The organism is Bradyrhizobium sp. 2S1 (genome assembly GCF_011516625.5).
Lineage (GTDB): Bacteria > Pseudomonadota > Alphaproteobacteria > Rhizobiales > Xanthobacteraceae > Bradyrhizobium > Bradyrhizobium septentrionale.
The window spans coordinates 609,636-625,549 of the sequence record NZ_CP147717.1 but is presented as its reverse complement, the minus strand read 5'-3'; the positions used below and the strand labels follow the sequence as shown (position 1 = coordinate 625,549).

The window sequence follows — 15,914 nt, the reverse complement described above, 5'->3', positions numbered from 1 at the left end:
GCGCAGCCGACAACAAGAAACTGGTGCAGGAGATGTTCGTGATCGCGGGCAGTCCAGATCCGGCGGTGCGCGAGAATTCGCTGTTCATGGCGACGCTCGCCGACGACGCGATCTGGACCGTGACCGGGCAATATTCCTGGTCGCGCACCTTCACCGGCAAGCCATCGATCATGAATGACCTGCACGGCCATGTCCGCTCGAAACTGGTCGAGCGCGGCCGCACCGTCGCGCATCGCATCATCGCCGACGGCGACATCGTCGTGGTCGAGGCCAAGGGCAACAACCTCACCAAGCAAGGGCAGCGCTACGACAATGACTATTGCCTGGTGTTCCGCTTCGACGACGGCCGCATCAAGGAGATCCGGGAGTATTGCGACTCGGTTCTGACCGAGAAGGCGCTCGGCGCGTTTCCGACATAGAGCGTTTTCGAGCGAAGTGGACGCCGGTTCGCGTGAAGAAAACGCGTCAAAACAAAAAGCTGGAGCTTCGGTTCTGATTCAATCAGAACCGAAGCTACAGCCGCGGGCGGCATAAACGAGAACGGCGCCCGCGAGGGCGCCGTTGATTGTCGATGGGCGGCCGGCTCACGCCACCTTGGTCGTCATGTGCTTGAACATGTTGCGGCGGGCCTCGTCGTCCATCTCGGCCTTGAAGGTGAATTTGTCCTTCAGCGCGATCGCCCGGGCGGCGGCGGGACGCGCCGAGATCTCGTCGACCAGGCGCTTCACATGCGGGTACCGCGCATAGGCGTCGTCGCCGAGCTTGAACGGCACCATCCGCGCCCAGCCCCACAGCGCCATGTCGACGATCGAGTAGCTGTCGCCGGCCATGTAGCGGCGGCCTGCGAGATGCGCGTCGAGGATCTTGTAGTGGCGATCGGTCTCGTACTGGTAGCGGTTATGGGCGTAGTCGTGGTTCTGGTCCTTCGGCGCAAAATGCTTGAAGTGCACGGCCTGTCCCGAATACGGCCCGACACCGGTTGCGATGAACATCAGCCAGGACAGCAATTCGGCGCGGTTGGTCGGCAGGAATTTGCCGGTCTTCTCGGCGAGGTAGAGCAGGATGGCATTGGAATCGAACACCGTCGTGCCGTTGTCGTCGATCGCCGGCACCTTGGCGTTCGGGTTGATCTTCAGATAGTCCGGCGTGAACTGGTCGCCCTTGCGGGTGTCGACCGCGATCGGCTCGAACGGCAGTCCGGACTCCTCGAGAAAGAGCGCGACCTTGGTCGGGTTTGGCGAGCCGTTGAAATAGAATTTGAGCATGAAAGGGGTCTCCTTTGGGGTGTGACCGGCACGCAGCCTGCGAGGGCCGCGGACGGCCCCTCATGCGCAAATTTCACCGCGCTTCGCAACCGACGAGTTTGTGAGGTAGCTGCGCGCGGCGCGCCGGTCAGCCGAACCAGCAGAAGCCGACGATGCCCGCTGCGACCAGGGCTGCGCCCGCGATCTCCAGCACGACGGCGGAGCGCATCGCGGCGTGCAGGTGAGAGAGCTGGGTCGCGCGCTCGGAGCCGCGAGCATGGCCGTGGACGATGATCTCCTGGTTGAACTCGCCATGCGCCTCGAGCCCGAGCGTCAGTCCGACCGAGACCAGCAGGATGCCGAAAATGATCAGGCCGAAAAATCCGAGCAGGCCGATCAGCAGCATCGGAAACATCCCGAGCAGGAAGACCGGCAGCAGCGGCACCAGCAGCAATGTCTCGGATTGTCTTCGCATCGGACGACCAATCGAAACGGCAAGTGACTGACACAAATGTAGGCCCGCCACTGCGGCGTCACAAGGTGGCCGCGTTCAAGACGACGTCATCTTTCTCCACTCGTCATTCCGGGGCGCCGCAACGCGGCGAGCCCGGAATCCATCAGGCCGCCGCTGATGCGGCCCGATGGATTCCGGGCTCTCGCTTCGCGAGCCCCGGAATGACGAAGGAGATAGGAACCGTAGGATGGGTGGAGCGACGCGATACCCATCATTCGTGCCGCGGATCCGAGGTGATGGGTTTCGCTTCCGCCTTCGCTCTTCGAGCTACGGCGGACAAGTCACTCTACGCATCCTACGACGCCGCAATCGCGGAAGGATCGCGCGCTCAGCCCGCCACCATCCCGGAGCGGATCTCGGCGCGCAGCTCGTCGATCAGCCGCAGCCCAGTCTTGGTCTCGATGTGCCAGAAGGTCCAGCCGTTGCAGGCGCCGGAGCCCTGCGCCACCGCGCCGATGCGGTGGATCGAGCCGACCTTGTCGCCGAGCATGATGGCGCCGTCGGCGCGCACCAGGGCGCCGTGGCGCTTCTTGGCATCGACGAGCCTGGCACCGGGCACGATCATGCCGCGCTCGATCAGTTCGGAGAACGCGACGCGGGGCGCCTCGCGCGCGGTCATGAACGGCGCCAGCGTTGCTTCCGGCAGCGGTTCGATCGCGGCGATGCGCGCTTCGGCCGCGGCCGCATAGGTCTTGTCGCGCTCGAAGCCGATATAGCTGCGGCCGAGCCGCTTGGCGACGGCGCCGGTGGTGCCGGTGCCGTTGAACGGATCGATCACGAGATCGCCAGGCTTCGACGACGACAGCAGCACGCGGGCGAGCAGCTGCTCGGGCTTCTGCGTCGGGTGAACCTTCTTGCCGTCATCGCCCTTGAGGCGCTCCTCGCCGGTGCACAGCGGGATCAGCCAGTCGGAGCGCGCCTGCACGTCCTCGTTGGACGCCTTCAGCGCTTCATAGTTGAAGGTGTAGCCCTTGGCCTTCTCGTCGCGCGCGGCCCAGATCATGGTCTCGTGCGCATTGGTGAAGCGGCGGCCGCGGAAGTTCGGCATCGGATTCGACTTGCGCCACACGATGTCGTTCAGCAGCCAGAAGCCGAGGTCCTGCATGATGGCGCCGACGCGGAAGATGTTGTGATAGGAGCCGATCACCCACAGCGTGGCCGACGGCTTCATCACGCGGCGGCAGGCCAGGAGCCAGGCGCGGGTGAAATCGTCATAGGCGGCGAACGACGAGAACTTGTCCCAGTCGTCGTTGACGGCATCGACATGCGACTCATCGGGGCGCTTGAGATCGCCCTTGAGCTGCAGATTGTAGGGAGGATCTGCGAACACCAGATCGACCGAGCCGGACGGAAGCTTCGACAATTCGGCGACGCAATCGCCAATGACGATTCGACTCGACGGGGCATTCTCAAATTTAGTGCGGGGCGCCCTTGCAGACGCCCCGCGACGCGACACTACCATGACTCAAGAACTCTGACTCAGGCGACGCTGTCGGCGACGCGGGACTAAACAACCGACTGGCGCCACATTGACCCGGCAAAGTAAAAATCGACTTAATTGGAAATCTTCATGCAAAAGATTGCAGCATCTTTCGAACGCTGTGGCGCAATGCCATCAGCGTTGTGCTGCAACATCAGCGCGTTCTGCGAAAATTTGCGGATCATCAAACCGGCACGATTCGACCGGTAAATTGCCCGCTGCCTGCGGCCGTTCGCACTGCAAACGATGCGCGTCTTGGACTAGGCAATTTTTGCCGGGCAGGATATTGATTAACAGAATGGAAATTTTAGGTTGGAGTGTCCCGCATTGGGGCGCCGACTGGATAAAGGGAAACCGCCATGCGCTACGATGATTTCCGCCGCAGCGATGACATCGAAGACCGTCGCGACGACAGCGGAGGAGGCGGCGGAGGTGGCGGCTTCGGGATTCCAATGGGCGGCGGCGGGCTCGGCATCGGCACTGTCATCGTGCTCGGGCTGCTCGGCTACGCCTTCGGCATCGATCCGCGCATCCTGATCGGCGGCGCCGAGATTCTCACCGGCGGCGGCCAGGCGCCGACCTATCAGACCGACCGGCAGTCGTCCGGCGCGCAGACCAAGCGCGGCGCGCCGACCGACGAGATGGGCAGCATGATCGCCGGCATCCTCGGTGAAATCGACGATCGCTGGAGCGAGATCTTCCAGGCCTCGGGTCAGACCTACACCGGTCCGAAGATCGTGCTGTTCCGCAACGCCACCAATGGCGGCCGCTGCGGCATGGCGCAGTCGGCGATGGGGCCGTTCTACTGCCCGCCGGACAAGACCATCTTCCTCGACACCGGCTTCTTCCGCGAGGTCGAGACCCGCTTCCGCGGCTGCTCGGGCAACGCCTGCAAGTTCACCGCGGCCTATATCATCGCGCATGAGGCCGGCCACCACATCCAGAACCTGCTCGGCATTATCCCGCGCGTGAACCGGCTGCAGCAGCAGGCCGGCAGCAAGGCCGAGGCCAACGCGTTGCAGGTCAAGGTCGAGTTGCAGGCCGATTGTCTCGCCGGCGTCTGGGTCAATCGCGAGGAGAAGAAGCGGCCGGGCTTCCTTGAAGCCGGCGACATCGACGCCGCGCTGACCACCGCGAATGCGATCGGCGACGACACGCTGCAACGGCAGGCGACGGGCAGGGTGGTGCCTGACTCCTTCACCCACGGCTCCGCCGCGCAGCGCAAGCAATGGTTCATGACCGGCTACCAGCAGGGCACCGTGCAGGCGTGTAACACGTTTGGTGGGGGGTAGCCTTGATGCTCTCGTGCCCCGGATGCTGCGCAGCATCAAATGCTGCGCTGCTGTTCCGGGGCCTGCCGCAAAGCAAGATGGGTCCCGGCTCTGCGGAGCAGCGCTGACGCGCTGCACCGCGTCCGGGACACGAAGGTGATCGACATGTCCTCTATCGACGAATCCAAATCATTCATCCCGCTCAACATCGCGGTGCTGACGATTTCCGACAGCCGCACGCTGGCGGATGACAAGTCGGGCACCACGCTGGCCGATCGTCTGACCGCGGCCGGCCACAAGCTTGCGGCACGCGAGATCGTCACCGACGATGTCGAGGCAATCAGAGCCGTGATCCGGCGCTGGATCGCGGATCCGGGCGTCGATGCCGTCATCACCACCGGCGGCACCGGCTTCACCGGCCGCGACGTGACGCCGGAGGCGGTCGAGCCGCTGTTCGAGAAGCGGATGGACGGCTTCTCGATCGCCTTCCACATGCTGAGCCACGCCAAGATCGGCGCCTCGACGATCCAGAGCCGCGCCACCGCCGGCGTGGCAGGCGCGACCTTCATCTTCTGCCTGCCCGGATCGCCGGGCGCCTGCCGTGACGGCTGGGACGGCATTCTGGCCGCGCAGCTCGACTACCGCACGCGGCCCTGCAATTTCGTCGAGATCATGCCGCGGCTGGACGAACATCTGCGCCGTCCGAAGGCGAAGGGGGCGAGCGCGTAGCGAATCTCCTCGTCATTCCGGGGCGCGCGAAGCGCGAACCCGGAATCTCGCGCCGCATCTTCGAGATTCCGGGTTCATCGCTGACGCGATGCCCCGGAATGACGGGTCACAAATCCAGCTCCCAGGTCTCGCCGACCAGGTCGACGCCAAAGCTGTGGTGCTTCTCTTCCTTGACACGGCGGAAGCCGGCGCGGGCGTAGATGCCGCGCGCGGCGAGCAGGATGCTCTGGGTCCACAGCGTCATCTTCTTGTAGCCCATCTCGCGTGCGGAGCGGGCGCATTGCTCGACCAGCGCGCGGCCGACGCCGAGCCCGCGCGCCTTCTCCTCCACCAGCAGCAGCCGCAGCTTGGCGAGGCCGTCGCCGCCCTTGACCAGGAAGATCGAGCCGACCGGCTCGCCGTCGACCTCCGCGATCCAGCAATGCTCGCAGGTCGGATCGAACGATCGCAGAAACTGCGCGCAGATCTCGGCCACCAACGCCTCGTAGCTGATGTCCCAGCCATATTCCTCTGCGTAGGCGCGCCCCTGTCGCGAGATCACCCAGCCGATGTCGCCGACGCGATGGCTGCGCAGCAGGAAGCCGGCCGGCTTTTCGGCCGGCGGCTCCAGCGATTGCTCGATCGTGCCCATCGCGCGCACCACCGCGGCGCGGCGGTCGCCGTCCATCTGCTTCAACAGCGCCCCGACTTCGCTGCGCGAGCGGCGGTCGAGATCCGCGGCAGCAGTGCGGCCCTTGGCGGTCAGCGCCACCTCATTGACGCGCTTGTCGGCCTTCGACGGCTTGCGCGTCACGATCTGGCGGCGCTGCAGCGCCTGTAGCGTGCGGCTGACGAAGCCGGCATCGAGGTCGAGCTCGCGCACCAGATCGGTCGCGGTGCAGTTCTCGCGATGCGCAAGCTCGTAGATGATCCGCGCTTCCTGCAGCGTGAACGGGGAGTGCAGCAGCTTCGGCTCGATGATGCCGAGCTTGCGGGTGTAGAACCGGCTGAAGCCGCGGATCGCGGCGACCTGGCTCTCGAGGGTCGTGTCATGGGAATTTGATTTCATCAAACATATTATTTGATGGAATCAAATAAATGGCAAGGCCGATTTGCACGGCCGGTTTCAGGGCATCTCGAAGCTCACCGCGGGTCGGAAACCCTACGCCACCATGATCCGGCTGCGCAGCATGGTGCGGGAGGAGCGGCCGAGCCGGCGCAGCAACCGTGCCTCGGAGCGCCGGGCGTCGGGCCGGTAGCCGCCGATCCGCTCGTAATGGTCGCGCGCGATCAGAAGGCCCTGTTCGGCCGAAGGGCCGGCGATCATCCGGGCGACGAATTTGATGCCGTCGCGCAGGCCGGGGTCGGTGTAGGGCGCGCGGGCGTAGCGGAAGATGCCGGCGCGGTCCTTGCCGCTTGCCGCCACCATCTGGATGAATTGGGTGGTTTCCTCGATCCAGCCGGCGTCGAGCACCGCGCCCGGATGCAGGAACATCAGCCACGGCGAGCGCGCCTGCTTTGCACCGGCGGCAAGTGCCGCGGCGCGCGTGCCTTCAAACCGCAGGAAACCGCAGCCCGCAATGTCGGCAACCCGCTCCATCACATCGCTGTTGGTCCGGTCGACCAGCAGCACCTCGCGGATGACGCCGGCGGCTGCGCCGGGCACCAGCGCCGCCAATGTCGCGACCGCGGTGCGCTCGACGCCGTCGGTTGGAATGATCACGCTCAGCATGATTTGAGGCTTCGGTGGCCCAAGCGGTTGAAAAACTCCGGCCGTGTTATCACCTTGTCATATTCAAAGCAGCCTTTTCGCCTGCAGAATTTTGCGCCATCAGTTTGTGGATTTTCTCAAGTGATGTTCTTGATTTGTTCTCAGGTTGTGTTAGCTTCAGAGCATGAGCCGAGCATCCTCTCATGCCCTCAAGCACCCGCCGGTAACGGCGCCCTCCGATAACCCGGCGGGTGCACCCACCCCTTTTCCCGAGCTTGCGGTCGCGATCGAGCGCGAGCGGCGGCGCGGCCGCGGCGCACAGTCCAATGCGAGCGGTCGCTACGAGGCCGAGGCGCGGACAGCCTTCGACGACGGCTGGCAGAGCCTCGACGACCTGCCGCCGTTCCAGACCAGCGTGGCGCTCGACACCTCGCGCAAGGTGATCACCCGCAACGACTCGCCCGACATCGGCTTCGACCGCTCGATCAATCCCTATCGCGGCTGCGAGCATGGTTGTGTCTATTGCTTCGCGCGGCCGACCCACGCCTATCTCGGCCTCTCGCCGGGGCTGGACTTCGAATCCAAGCTGTTCGCCAAGCCGGACGCGCCCGCGCTGCTCGAGAAGGAGCTCGCGGCGCCCGACTACGAGGCGCGGATGATCGCGATCGGCACCAACACCGATCCGTACCAGCCGATCGAGCGCGAGCGGAAAATCATGCGCGGCATTCTCGAGGTGCTGGAACGCGCCGGCCATCCGGTCGGCATCGTGACCAAGTCGGCGCTGGTGACCCGCGACATCGATATTCTGGCGCGGATGGCCAAGCGCAATCTCGCCAAGGTCGCGCTGTCGGTGACGACGCTCGACCCGAAACTCGCCCGCACCATGGAGCCCCGGGCATCGACGCCGCCGAAGCGGCTCGAGGCGATCAAGCGGCTCGCTGACGCCGGCATTCCGACCACGGTGATGGTCGCGCCCGTGATCCCGGCGCTGAACGATTCCGAGATCGAGCGCATCCTCGATGCCGCCGTGCATGCCGGTGCTAGGGAGGCGAGCTACGTGCTGCTGCGGCTGCCGCTCGAGGTCCGCGATCTGTTCCGCGAATGGCTGATGGCGAACTATCCCGACCGCTACCGCCACGTCTTCACGTTGATCCGCGACATGCGCGGCGGTCGCGATTACGACTCGCAATGGGGCACGCGGATGAAGGGCACCGGCCCGATGGCCTGGATGATCGGCCGCCGCTTTGAGATCGCCTGCGAAAAGCTCGGCCTCAACAAGCGGCGCACCAAGCTGACCACCGATCATTTTGCCAAGCCGAAGCGTAGCGGCGAGCAGTTGAGCTTGTTCTAGATGAGGTCCGTAGATGGGGTAACGGGCCGGCCGGCCGCTCGCTACGGCGCGATTTGGAAGCGCGCTCGCGAGCGGCCTGTTGGTTGGAAGGCGGTCGTCCCTCAAACTGATGGTGTCAATAAACGGAGTCGGGCAAGCCCGCTCCAAGCATCATTAAGGGACGACCATGTACCACTATGCAGGAATCGACGTGTCTTTGGAATGCTCGAGCGTCTGCCTTGTCGATGGGACAGGTAAGATTTTGCGCGAGGCGAGGGTTGCGAGTGAGCCGGAGGCCTTGATCACCTGGTTGCGGTCGCTGGGGTTGGTGCTGGAACGGATCGGGCTGGAGGCTGGTCCGCTGTCGCAATGGCTCTACGCAGCGATGCGGGATGCGGGCCTGGCAGTCGAACTGTTGGAGACGCGGCACGTCCGCGATGCCTTCAAGGCGATGCCGGTGAAGTCGGACCGCAACGATGCCCGCGGGATCGCGCAACTGATGCGGCTGGGCTGGTTCCGGCCGGTGCACTGCAAGTCGATCGAAGCGCAAGAGACGCGGGCGGTTCTGACGGCACGCAAGCTGCTGCAGTCCAAGCTGCGCGACATCGAGAACAGCCTGCGCGGCGTGCTCCGCGGCTTCGGTCTGAAGGTCGGCACGACCACCGAGCGCACGTTCGCCGAACGCATCCGGGAGCTCGTAGCGGGCCATCCCGGACTTGAGATCGTGGCACAGGCGCTGCTCGAAGCCCACGCCGTGCTGCGGCGCGAGTTCAATGGCCTGGATAAGCACACCCAAAAGCTCGCCAGGTCGCACCCTCAAGCCCGCCTCCTGATGACGACACCGTCCGTCGGCCCGATCGTGGCGCTTACCTACGCCTCGGCGGTCGACGACCCGAAGCGCTTCCGGTCCTCGAAGGCGACGGGAGCGCATTTTGGCCTCACCCCGAAGAAGTACCAATCGGGCGAAACCGACTATACCGGCCGCATCAGCAAGATCGGCGATGCCTCCGTGCGCGAGGCGCTCTATCAAGCGGCTCACGTCATGCTGACCAAGCCGGTCAGGAACTGCTCGGCGCTGAAAGGCTGGGCGATGCGGATCGCCCGGCGCGCAGGCCTGCGCAAGGCCAAGGTGGCGCTCGCACGCAAGCTCGCCGTCGTTCTGCATCGCATGCTCGCCGACGCCAAACCGTTCAACCCGATGGCCAAGGCCTCGGCAACCTAAGCAAGGAGCAGCAATCGGTTCTGGGCGGGCCACGACACCAGGCTCTCCCTGAGCGAGGTCCCTGCGCCGGGACGATGGATCCGGTCAGGCCGCCATCCGGGAAGTGGCTCACAACCACGCTTCCGTAGATTGGCCGGCCGGCTCCTCAATGCACCCCATCAGGCGACGGCCTTCGCGCCGATCCCGTACAGAAGCAAGTGCCCGGCGAGTGGATCACGCAAAAAGGGATTGACTTACAAAGGCCCGTTACAGAAGCCCGGATGAAGCGCAGCGCAATCCGGGACGCTTCGTCCGCGGCCAAACTTTACCAGATTGCGCTACGCTCCATCCGGGCTACGAAGAAGTAACCAAGGGCGTCATTGCGAGCGAAGCGAAGCAATCCATCTTTCTGCATATGCGGAGCGATGGATTGCTTCGTCGCTTCGCTCCTCGCAATGACGGGAAAGGTAAACATGAGTAACGCGCCCGCCGCCCCGACCCCACGCTTCACCGTCCTCACGCTTGGCGTCAGCGACATGCGCGCCAGCATCGCCTTCTATGAATCGCTCGGCTTCACCAGGAAGATGCGCGTGACCGGCGAGGAGGTCGCCTTCTTCGACACCGGCGGCACTGTGCTCGGGCTGTTCCCGTGGCATCTGCTCGCCGCCGATGCCGGGCTGCCCGATCAGCCGCGGCCTTCAGCGTTCCGCGGCGTTGCGATCGCCTGGAACTGCAACGACGATGCCGAGGTCGATTGTGTGATGGCGTTCGCGCTGTCGAAGGGCGGCAAATTGCTGAACCCCGCGCAGCCCACCAGCTATGGCGGCTACTGCGGCTATTTCGCCGATCCCGACGGCCATGCCTGGGAAGTGGTGCGCGCGCCGGGGTTTGAGGTGCTCGATAACAGGCGCGTGTCGATTCCCGACTAAAGCCGGTCGGATTGAATTGCGGGGAAGGGCGCCAGGTTCCCGGTTGCGCCGCGGGGCTGGCTTGATCACCATCCCCGCATGATTCGGGACAAATCCAAGAGCACGTCGAAGAAGGCGCCGGCCAAGTCAGCCAAGCCGGAGAAGCGCATCGTGACGCGGCCGAGCTTCCGGCGCGAGCGGACGCTGATCAAGCGCGGTGTCTGGCCGGTCGCCGGCTGCGACGAGGCCGGGCGCGGTCCGCTGGCAGGTCCCGTCGTCGCCGCCGCCGTGGTGTTGGACCCCGATCGCGTTCCAAAAGGCCTCGACGATTCGAAGCGGCTGACCGCCGAGCGGCGCGAGGAACTGTTCGAGGAGATTTGCGCCACCGCCGCGTTCTCAGTCGCGGTGGCGTCGCCGGCGCGAATCGACCGCGACAACATCCTGCGCGCCTCGCTGTGGGCGCTGGCGCGCGCGGTGCATGCGCTGCCGGAAATGCCAAAACACGTCTTCGTCGACGGTCGCGACAAGCTCGCCACGCCCTGCGAGTGCGACGCCGTGATCGGCGGCGACGGCATCGTGGCCTCGATCGCGGCGGCCTCGATCATCGCCAAGGTGACGCGCGACCGCCTGATGTGTGCGCTGGCGCTGGACTGCCCCGGCTACGGGTTCGAGCAGCACAAGGGCTATGGCGTGCCCGAGCACCTCGAGGCGCTGGACCGGCTCGGGCCCACCACCCATCACCGCAGCTTCTTCGCCCCCGTCGTCGCCGCGCGGCTGAAGCATTTTCCGGTCCCGGCCGAGCCCGACCTGTTCACAGTGGACGCGACAAGCGAAGCCGCGTCAGCTGCTGCTTAGCGCGCGACTGCGCCAACCCACCCAACGCTGTCATCGCCCGGCTCGACCGGGCGATCCAGTATTCCAGAGGCAGCTGTGCTTGAGCCCAACCGCCGCGGCGTACTGGATGCCCCGCCTTCGCGGGGCATGACACCTGAGTTTGACTTTGCAGCGCTGGCCCACCAACGCCGGTTGCCTCCACCGCCGCCGCCCGTTATCAAAACCACCGGGATCAGATGGCGCCGCTGACGGGTGGCTGGGGCATTTCAGGCGTTTCATGCGGTTTACCTCCCTGGTTGTCGAACTGATTCGCGCCCGGCCGCGCCTCGTGGTCTGGGTGGTGGTGCTGGTGCAGGCCGCGATCTGGCTGTTGCTGCCGCTGATCTTCTACGGCAGCCCGCCCGGCAATCTCGCCGCCATCCTCGCCTTCGGCCGCGAATATCAGGTCGGCACCGACATGGGGCCGCCGCTGGCGTTCTGGCTCGCCGACATCGCCTTCCGTGCCGCCGGCAATCATGTGTTCGGCGTCTATCTCCTGGCGCAGGCCTGCGAGATCGCCACCTTCATCGCGTTCTACCAGCTGGCGCGTGCCATCGTCGGTGGCCCGCAGGGCGTGCTGGCGGTGCTGCTGTCGATGACGGTCGTGGTGTTCTCCTCGCCGAGCGTCGAGTTCGGCCCGCTGATCCTGGCGCGTCCGCTCTGGGCGCTGCTGCTGCTGCACTCCTGGCAGCTGATCGGCCAGAACCGGCGTGCCGCCTGGTTCGCCTGGTCGATCGATTGCGGCCTGTTGCTGCTGACGACGCCGGCGGCCCTCGGCATGATCCTGCTCGTGATCGGCTTCGCCCTTGCAACCGAGCGCGGGCGGCGCACGCTCAAGGCGGTCGATCCGCTCTATGCGGTGCTGGTCATCATCGTGCTGGCGCTGCCTTATCTGATCTGGCTGATCCGCGCCGACGTGCTGGCGCTGCCGGCCTTGCCCGCGCTCGCCGATGTCAAGGCGCGCGCGCTGCACTGGGGCGTCGTGCTCGGCGGGCTGATCGTGGCGACCGCCGCAATCGCACTGCTGGCGATCCTCAATTCGCGCTGGTTCGCCCGCGAGGCCGAGGACGCGCCGATCATCTATCGTCCGTCGGTCAGTCCGCTGGCGGAGCAGTTCGTCTATTTCTTCGCGTTCGCGCCGGCGATTGCGGGCAGCTTCGTCTCCGGCCTGTTCGATCTCGATCGCGCCTTCGGCGGCGCCGGCGTCGCGCTGCTGATGTCGGGGCTCGCCGTCGTCGTTGCGACCGGTGATCTGATTCCGCTCCGGCGGCAACGGCTGTTGCGCTCGGTCTGGGCGTTCGCGGTCGCCGCGCCGGCGGCCGTGGCGCTGGCGGCGGCGCTGTTCCTGCCCTGGACCAGCACCACCGAGGTGCCGACCTCGCTGCCGGCAGCCGCGATGGGCCGCTTCTTCGACGACAGCTATGAGCGCCGCACCAACCAGCGCCTGCGCGCGGTGGCCGGCGACCCTGAAATCGCCAGCCTGGTTGCGATGAACGGCCGCCGTCCGCATCTACTGCTTGACGCCGCGCCGCAGCGGACGCCGTGGCTGTCGATCCCGAAGTTCAACGAGACCGGCGGCGTCGTGGTCTGGCGCGCGCAGGACACCGCCGGCACGCCGCCGCCCGAACTCGCGCAGCGCTTTCCCGGCCTGGTGCCGGAAGTGCCGCGCTCGTTCGACCGGCTGGTCAATGGGCGGCAGCCGGTGCTGCGGATCGGCTGGGCGATCGTGCGGCCGAAGTAGTGTGAGATCTGTAAGGTGGGTAGAGCGAAGCGAAGCCCACCATTCTCTCCGCGGCGGGAGAAGCGATGGGTTTGGCTTCGCTCTACCCATCCTACGAAGCTACGAAGCTGCGAAGCCGCTACGCCGTCGCTGGCTGCAACACCTTCGCGATCGCGCGCAAATCCTGCCAGGACAGCCTTTTGTAGGACGGCGAGCGCAGCAGATAGGCCGGATGGAACGTAGCGACGGCGCGGATCGTGCGGGTGCCGGTGTCGTAGTCGATCCATTTGCCGCGCGTGCGCATGATGCCCTCGCGCGTGCCGAGCAGCGCCTGGGTCGAGGGATTGCCGAGCGTCACCAGCACGTCCGGATTCACCAGCTCGATATGGCGCTGGATGAAGGGCAGGCACACCTGGGTCTCCTGCGGCGTCGGCGTGCGGTTGCCCGGCGGCCGCCACGGAATGACGTTGGCGATATAGGCCTTGCTGCGATCGAGCCCGATCGCCGCGATCATGCGGTCGAGCAGTTTTCCCGAGCGGCCGACGAACGGCAGGCCCTCGATGTCCTCGTCGCGGCCCGGTGCCTCGCCGACGAACATCACCCGTGCCTCCGGATTGCCGTCGGCAAACACCAGCCGGGTCGCGGTGTGTTTCAGCGCGCAGCCGTCGAATGTCTCCATCAGCGCGCGCAAGGCTTCCAGCGTCGGCGCGGTGCGCGCGGCCTCGCGCGCCGATGCAATCGCGGCGTCCGGCGCGACGGTGATTTCGCTGCGCGGAACTGAAGGCATCGCCAGCGGCGGGGGACGTAGCGGATTGAGCGCAGCAAGCGGCCGCGGCGCGGCGGGCGCGGGAACTGGCTCGGGCTCCTCCAGCCGGTTGATCGGCGCGTCGCCAAGCGCGCAATCGACCCCGGCCTCGAGGTAAAAGGCAAGCAATTGCTGCAGTGTAGGGGCGGGCTCGGGCGTCAGGGCCATGATGGCTGCAATCTAGAGCATGATCGGGAAAAGTGGAGGCCGGTTTTTGGAAAAGATTATTCTCTGCGGTATCGGGGCCGTGCAAACCCATGGAAGTGCGATTCCATGGTTGTTCTTCGGTCAAAAATCGGAAACAACGACTTTTGAAAAGCTTAGAAGCGTTCTCAATGGGCTGAGACCAGGATCATGAGTGCTGAAGACCTTCCTCCGCGCGAGTCTATGGAATTCGATGTCGTCATCGTCGGCGCCGGCCCCTCGGGCCTGTCGGCCGCGATCCGGCTGAAGCAGCTCAATCCGGAGCTCTCGATCGTCGTGGTGGAGAAGGGCTCCGAGGTCGGCGCGCACATCCTGTCCGGTGCGGTGATCGATCCGGTGTCGCTCGACAAGCTCGTGCCGGACTGGCGCGATGACGCCGACTGTCCGCTGAAGACGCAGGTCAAGGAAGACCGCTTCTACTGGACGACGTCGCAGGGCTGGTTCCGCCTGCCGAATTTCATCATGCCGCCGTTGATGTACAATCATCACTGCTACATCGGCTCGCTCGGCAATGTCTGCCGCTGGCTGGCGCCGAAGGCGGAAGCGCTCGGCGTCGAGATCTATCCGGGCTTTGCCGCCACTGAGGTGCTCTATGACGACAAGGGCGCGGTGCGGGGCATCGCGACCGGCGACATGGGCATCGCCAGGGACGGCAGCCACAAGGATTCCTACACCCGCGGCATGGAGCTGCTCGGCAAGTACACGCTGTTCGCCGAAGGCGCGCGTGGCTCGTTGTCGAAGCAGCTGATCGCGAAGTTCAAGCTCGACGCCAACAGTGAGCCGCCGAAATTCGGCATCGGGCTGAAGGAGGTCTGGCAGATCGATCCGGCGAAGCACCGCAAGGGACGCGTTCAGCATACGCTGGGATGGCCGCTGAACGACAAGACCGGCGGCGGCTCGTTCCTCTATCACTACGACGACAACCGCGTCGCGGTCGGCTTCGTCGTGCATCTGAACTACACCGACCCGTATCTGTCGCCGTTCGACGAATTCCAGCGCTTCAAGACTCATCCTGATGTCCGCGAGCTGTTCGAGGGCGGCAAGCGGCTGGCCTATGGTGCACGCGCCATCACCGAGGGCGGCTATCAGTCGGTGCCGCGGCTGTCTTTCCCGGGCGGCGCGCTGATCGGCTGCGCGGCAGGCTTCGTCAACGTCCCGCGCATCAAGGGCGTCCACAATGCGATGGGCTCCGGCATGCTTGCCGCCGAGCACGTCGCGGCCGCGCTCGGCGCCGGACGCGCCAATGACGAACTCGTCGACTACGAGAATGCCTGGCGTTCGTCTGCGATCGGCAAGGACCTGTTCAAGGTCCGCAACGCCAAGCCGCTGTTGTCGAAGTTCGGCAATATGCTCGGAATGGTGCTGTCCGGCTTTGACATGTGGTGCAATACGCTCGGCTTCTCGCTGTTCGGCACCCAATCGCACGCCAAGCCGGACCGCAAGACGCTCGATCCGTCCAAGCAGCACCAGCCGATCGCCTATCCGAAGCCGGACGGCAAGATCTCGTTCGACAAGCTGTCCTCGGTGTTCCGGTCCAACACCAACCATGAGGAGGACCAGCCGGTCCATCTCAGGGTCGCCGACATGAACCTGCAAAAGACGTCGGAGCACGATGTGTTCGCCGGTCCCTCCAACCGCTATTGCCCGGCCGGCGTCTATGAATGGGTCGAGGAGGGCGCCACACCGCGCTACCAGATCAACGCCCAGAACTGCGTCCACTGCAAAACCTGCGACGTGAAGGACCCCAACGGCAACATCACCTGGGTTCCTCCGGAGGGCGGCGGCGGTCCGAACTACGAAGCCATGTAACTACGAGGCGACGCAGGGGGAGACGGCCGGCCACATTTGCGTGAGGTCGCCTCAACCTGCGCCTAGCCTGTCCTGTGGTGGGGGCGGCCGGATTGCATCGTCAGCTCCGGCGAGAGCCGCGAAACGGGGGCCTGCG

General features: G+C 65.4%; 15 protein-coding genes. 9 read left to right on the top strand and 6 right to left on the bottom strand.

Translation table 11 applies throughout. The features are described 5' to 3' along the window. The first annotated feature begins 32 nt into the window (after positions 1–32). The gene (locus HAP54_RS03000; RefSeq protein ID WP_166307342.1) at positions 33–419 is read left to right on the top strand and encodes a nuclear transport factor 2 family protein; all 387 of its coding nucleotides are present in this window, start codon (positions 33–35) and stop codon (positions 417–419) included. A 165-nt stretch (positions 420–584) separates the two neighbouring features. Here the strand turns inward: HAP54_RS03000 and HAP54_RS02995 are convergent, their stop codons facing one another. The 3 genes from HAP54_RS02995 to HAP54_RS02985 form a co-directional block, all read right to left on the bottom strand. After that, the gene (locus HAP54_RS02995; protein ID WP_166298707.1) at positions 585–1,265 is read right to left on the bottom strand and encodes a glutathione S-transferase family protein; all 681 of its coding nucleotides are present in this window, start codon (positions 1,263–1,265) and stop codon (positions 585–587) included. Positions 1,266–1,392: 127 nt separating this feature from the next. Beyond that, positions 1,393–1,719 (bottom strand): hypothetical protein, encoded by a 327-nt coding sequence (locus tag HAP54_RS02990; protein WP_166298706.1) that lies wholly within the window; start codon positions 1,717–1,719, stop codon positions 1,393–1,395. A gap of 367 nt (positions 1,720–2,086) precedes the next feature. Beyond that, positions 2,087–3,220: a site-specific DNA-methyltransferase gene (locus HAP54_RS02985; protein WP_166298705.1), complete on the bottom strand. Its 1,134-nt coding sequence runs from the start codon at positions 3,218–3,220 to the stop codon at positions 2,087–2,089. 377 nt (positions 3,221–3,597) lie between these two features. Here HAP54_RS02985 and ypfJ point away from each other — a divergent pair, with 377 nt between their 5' ends. Both ypfJ and moaB read left to right on the top strand, forming a co-directional pair. Then, entirely contained in the window at positions 3,598–4,530 is a 933-nt protein-coding gene (gene ypfJ / locus HAP54_RS02980) for a KPN_02809 family neutral zinc metallopeptidase (RefSeq protein ID WP_166298704.1), read from the top strand. Between the two features lie 144 nt (positions 4,531–4,674). After that, positions 4,675–5,238 (top strand): molybdenum cofactor biosynthesis protein B, encoded by a 564-nt coding sequence (gene moaB / locus HAP54_RS02975; RefSeq protein WP_166298703.1) that lies wholly within the window; start codon positions 4,675–4,677, stop codon positions 5,236–5,238. 106 nt (positions 5,239–5,344) lie between these two features. Here the strand turns inward: moaB and HAP54_RS02970 are convergent, their stop codons facing one another. Together HAP54_RS02970 and HAP54_RS02965 are read right to left on the bottom strand one after the other, a co-directional pair. Next, entirely contained in the window at positions 5,345–6,286 is a 942-nt protein-coding gene (locus HAP54_RS02970; protein WP_166298702.1) for a bifunctional helix-turn-helix transcriptional regulator/GNAT family N-acetyltransferase, read from the bottom strand. A gap of 93 nt (positions 6,287–6,379) precedes the next feature. Further along, positions 6,380–6,949, bottom strand: a complete 570-nt coding sequence (locus HAP54_RS02965; RefSeq protein ID WP_166298701.1) for a glycosyl transferase — start codon at positions 6,947–6,949, stop codon at positions 6,380–6,382. A gap of 163 nt (positions 6,950–7,112) precedes the next feature. Between HAP54_RS02965 and HAP54_RS02960 the strand changes: the two genes are divergently transcribed. The 5 genes from HAP54_RS02960 to HAP54_RS02940 all read left to right on the top strand — a co-directional run bounded on the left by HAP54_RS02960 (position 7,113) and on the right by HAP54_RS02940 (position 12,981). Then, complete coding sequence (locus HAP54_RS02960) at positions 7,113–8,279, top strand: PA0069 family radical SAM protein (protein ID WP_166298700.1); 1,167 nt, start codon at positions 7,113–7,115, stop codon at positions 8,277–8,279. Between the two features lie 166 nt (positions 8,280–8,445). Further along, positions 8,446–9,480, top strand: a complete 1,035-nt coding sequence (locus HAP54_RS02955; RefSeq protein WP_166294930.1) for an IS110 family transposase — start codon at positions 8,446–8,448, stop codon at positions 9,478–9,480. Positions 9,481–9,932: 452 nt separating this feature from the next. Continuing rightward, a complete protein-coding gene (locus tag HAP54_RS02950) occupies positions 9,933–10,388 on the top strand; it encodes a VOC family protein (RefSeq protein ID WP_166298699.1) in 456 nt (151 codons plus the stop codon). Positions 10,389–10,466: 78 nt separating this feature from the next. Beyond that, on the top strand, positions 10,467–11,222 hold the full coding sequence (locus HAP54_RS02945) for a ribonuclease HII (protein WP_166298698.1): 756 nt from the start codon (positions 10,467–10,469) through the stop codon (positions 11,220–11,222). Positions 11,223–11,478: 256 nt separating this feature from the next. Beyond that, positions 11,479–12,981, top strand: coding sequence for a glycosyltransferase family 39 protein (locus tag HAP54_RS02940; protein ID WP_166298697.1), 1,503 nt, complete (start codon positions 11,479–11,481; stop codon positions 12,979–12,981). Between the two features lie 118 nt (positions 12,982–13,099). On the opposite strand, the gene HAP54_RS02935 is transcribed toward HAP54_RS02940, so the two are convergent. Continuing rightward, entirely contained in the window at positions 13,100–13,927 is an 828-nt protein-coding gene (locus tag HAP54_RS02935; protein WP_166307339.1) for a uracil-DNA glycosylase, read from the bottom strand. Between the two features lie 192 nt (positions 13,928–14,119). Here HAP54_RS02935 and HAP54_RS02930 point away from each other — a divergent pair, with 192 nt between their 5' ends. Beyond that, positions 14,120–15,778: an electron transfer flavoprotein-ubiquinone oxidoreductase gene (locus HAP54_RS02930; protein ID WP_166298696.1), complete on the top strand. Its 1,659-nt coding sequence runs from the start codon at positions 14,120–14,122 to the stop codon at positions 15,776–15,778. Positions 15,779–15,914: the final 136 nt, after the last annotated feature.

Coding starts and splice junctions, on each gene's coding strand:
- HAP54_RS02950 (WP_166298699.1), top strand. CDS start 9,933: ATGAGTAACGCGCCCGCCGCCCCGACCCCACGCTTCACCGTCCTCACG.
- HAP54_RS02990 (WP_166298706.1), bottom strand. CDS start 1,719: ATGCGAAGACAATCCGAGACATTGCTGCTGGTGCCGCTGCTGCCGGTC.
- HAP54_RS02955 (WP_166294930.1), top strand. CDS start 8,446: ATGTACCACTATGCAGGAATCGACGTGTCTTTGGAATGCTCGAGCGTC.
- HAP54_RS02985 (WP_166298705.1), bottom strand. CDS start 3,220: ATGGTAGTGTCGCGTCGCGGGGCGTCTGCAAGGGCGCCCCGCACTAAA.
- HAP54_RS02960 (WP_166298700.1), top strand. CDS start 7,113: ATGAGCCGAGCATCCTCTCATGCCCTCAAGCACCCGCCGGTAACGGCG.
- HAP54_RS02945 (WP_166298698.1), top strand. CDS start 10,467: ATGATTCGGGACAAATCCAAGAGCACGTCGAAGAAGGCGCCGGCCAAG.
- HAP54_RS02930 (WP_166298696.1), top strand. CDS start 14,120: ATGAGTGCTGAAGACCTTCCTCCGCGCGAGTCTATGGAATTCGATGTC.
- HAP54_RS03000 (WP_166307342.1), top strand. CDS start 33: ATGTTCGTGATCGCGGGCAGTCCAGATCCGGCGGTGCGCGAGAATTCG.
- moaB (WP_166298703.1), top strand. CDS start 4,675: ATGTCCTCTATCGACGAATCCAAATCATTCATCCCGCTCAACATCGCG.
- ypfJ (WP_166298704.1), top strand. CDS start 3,598: ATGCGCTACGATGATTTCCGCCGCAGCGATGACATCGAAGACCGTCGC.
- HAP54_RS02965 (WP_166298701.1), bottom strand. CDS start 6,949: ATGCTGAGCGTGATCATTCCAACCGACGGCGTCGAGCGCACCGCGGTC.
- HAP54_RS02995 (WP_166298707.1), bottom strand. CDS start 1,265: ATGCTCAAATTCTATTTCAACGGCTCGCCAAACCCGACCAAGGTCGCG.
- HAP54_RS02940 (WP_166298697.1), top strand. CDS start 11,479: ATGCGGTTTACCTCCCTGGTTGTCGAACTGATTCGCGCCCGGCCGCGC.
- HAP54_RS02970 (WP_166298702.1), bottom strand. CDS start 6,286: ATGAAATCAAATTCCCATGACACGACCCTCGAGAGCCAGGTCGCCGCG.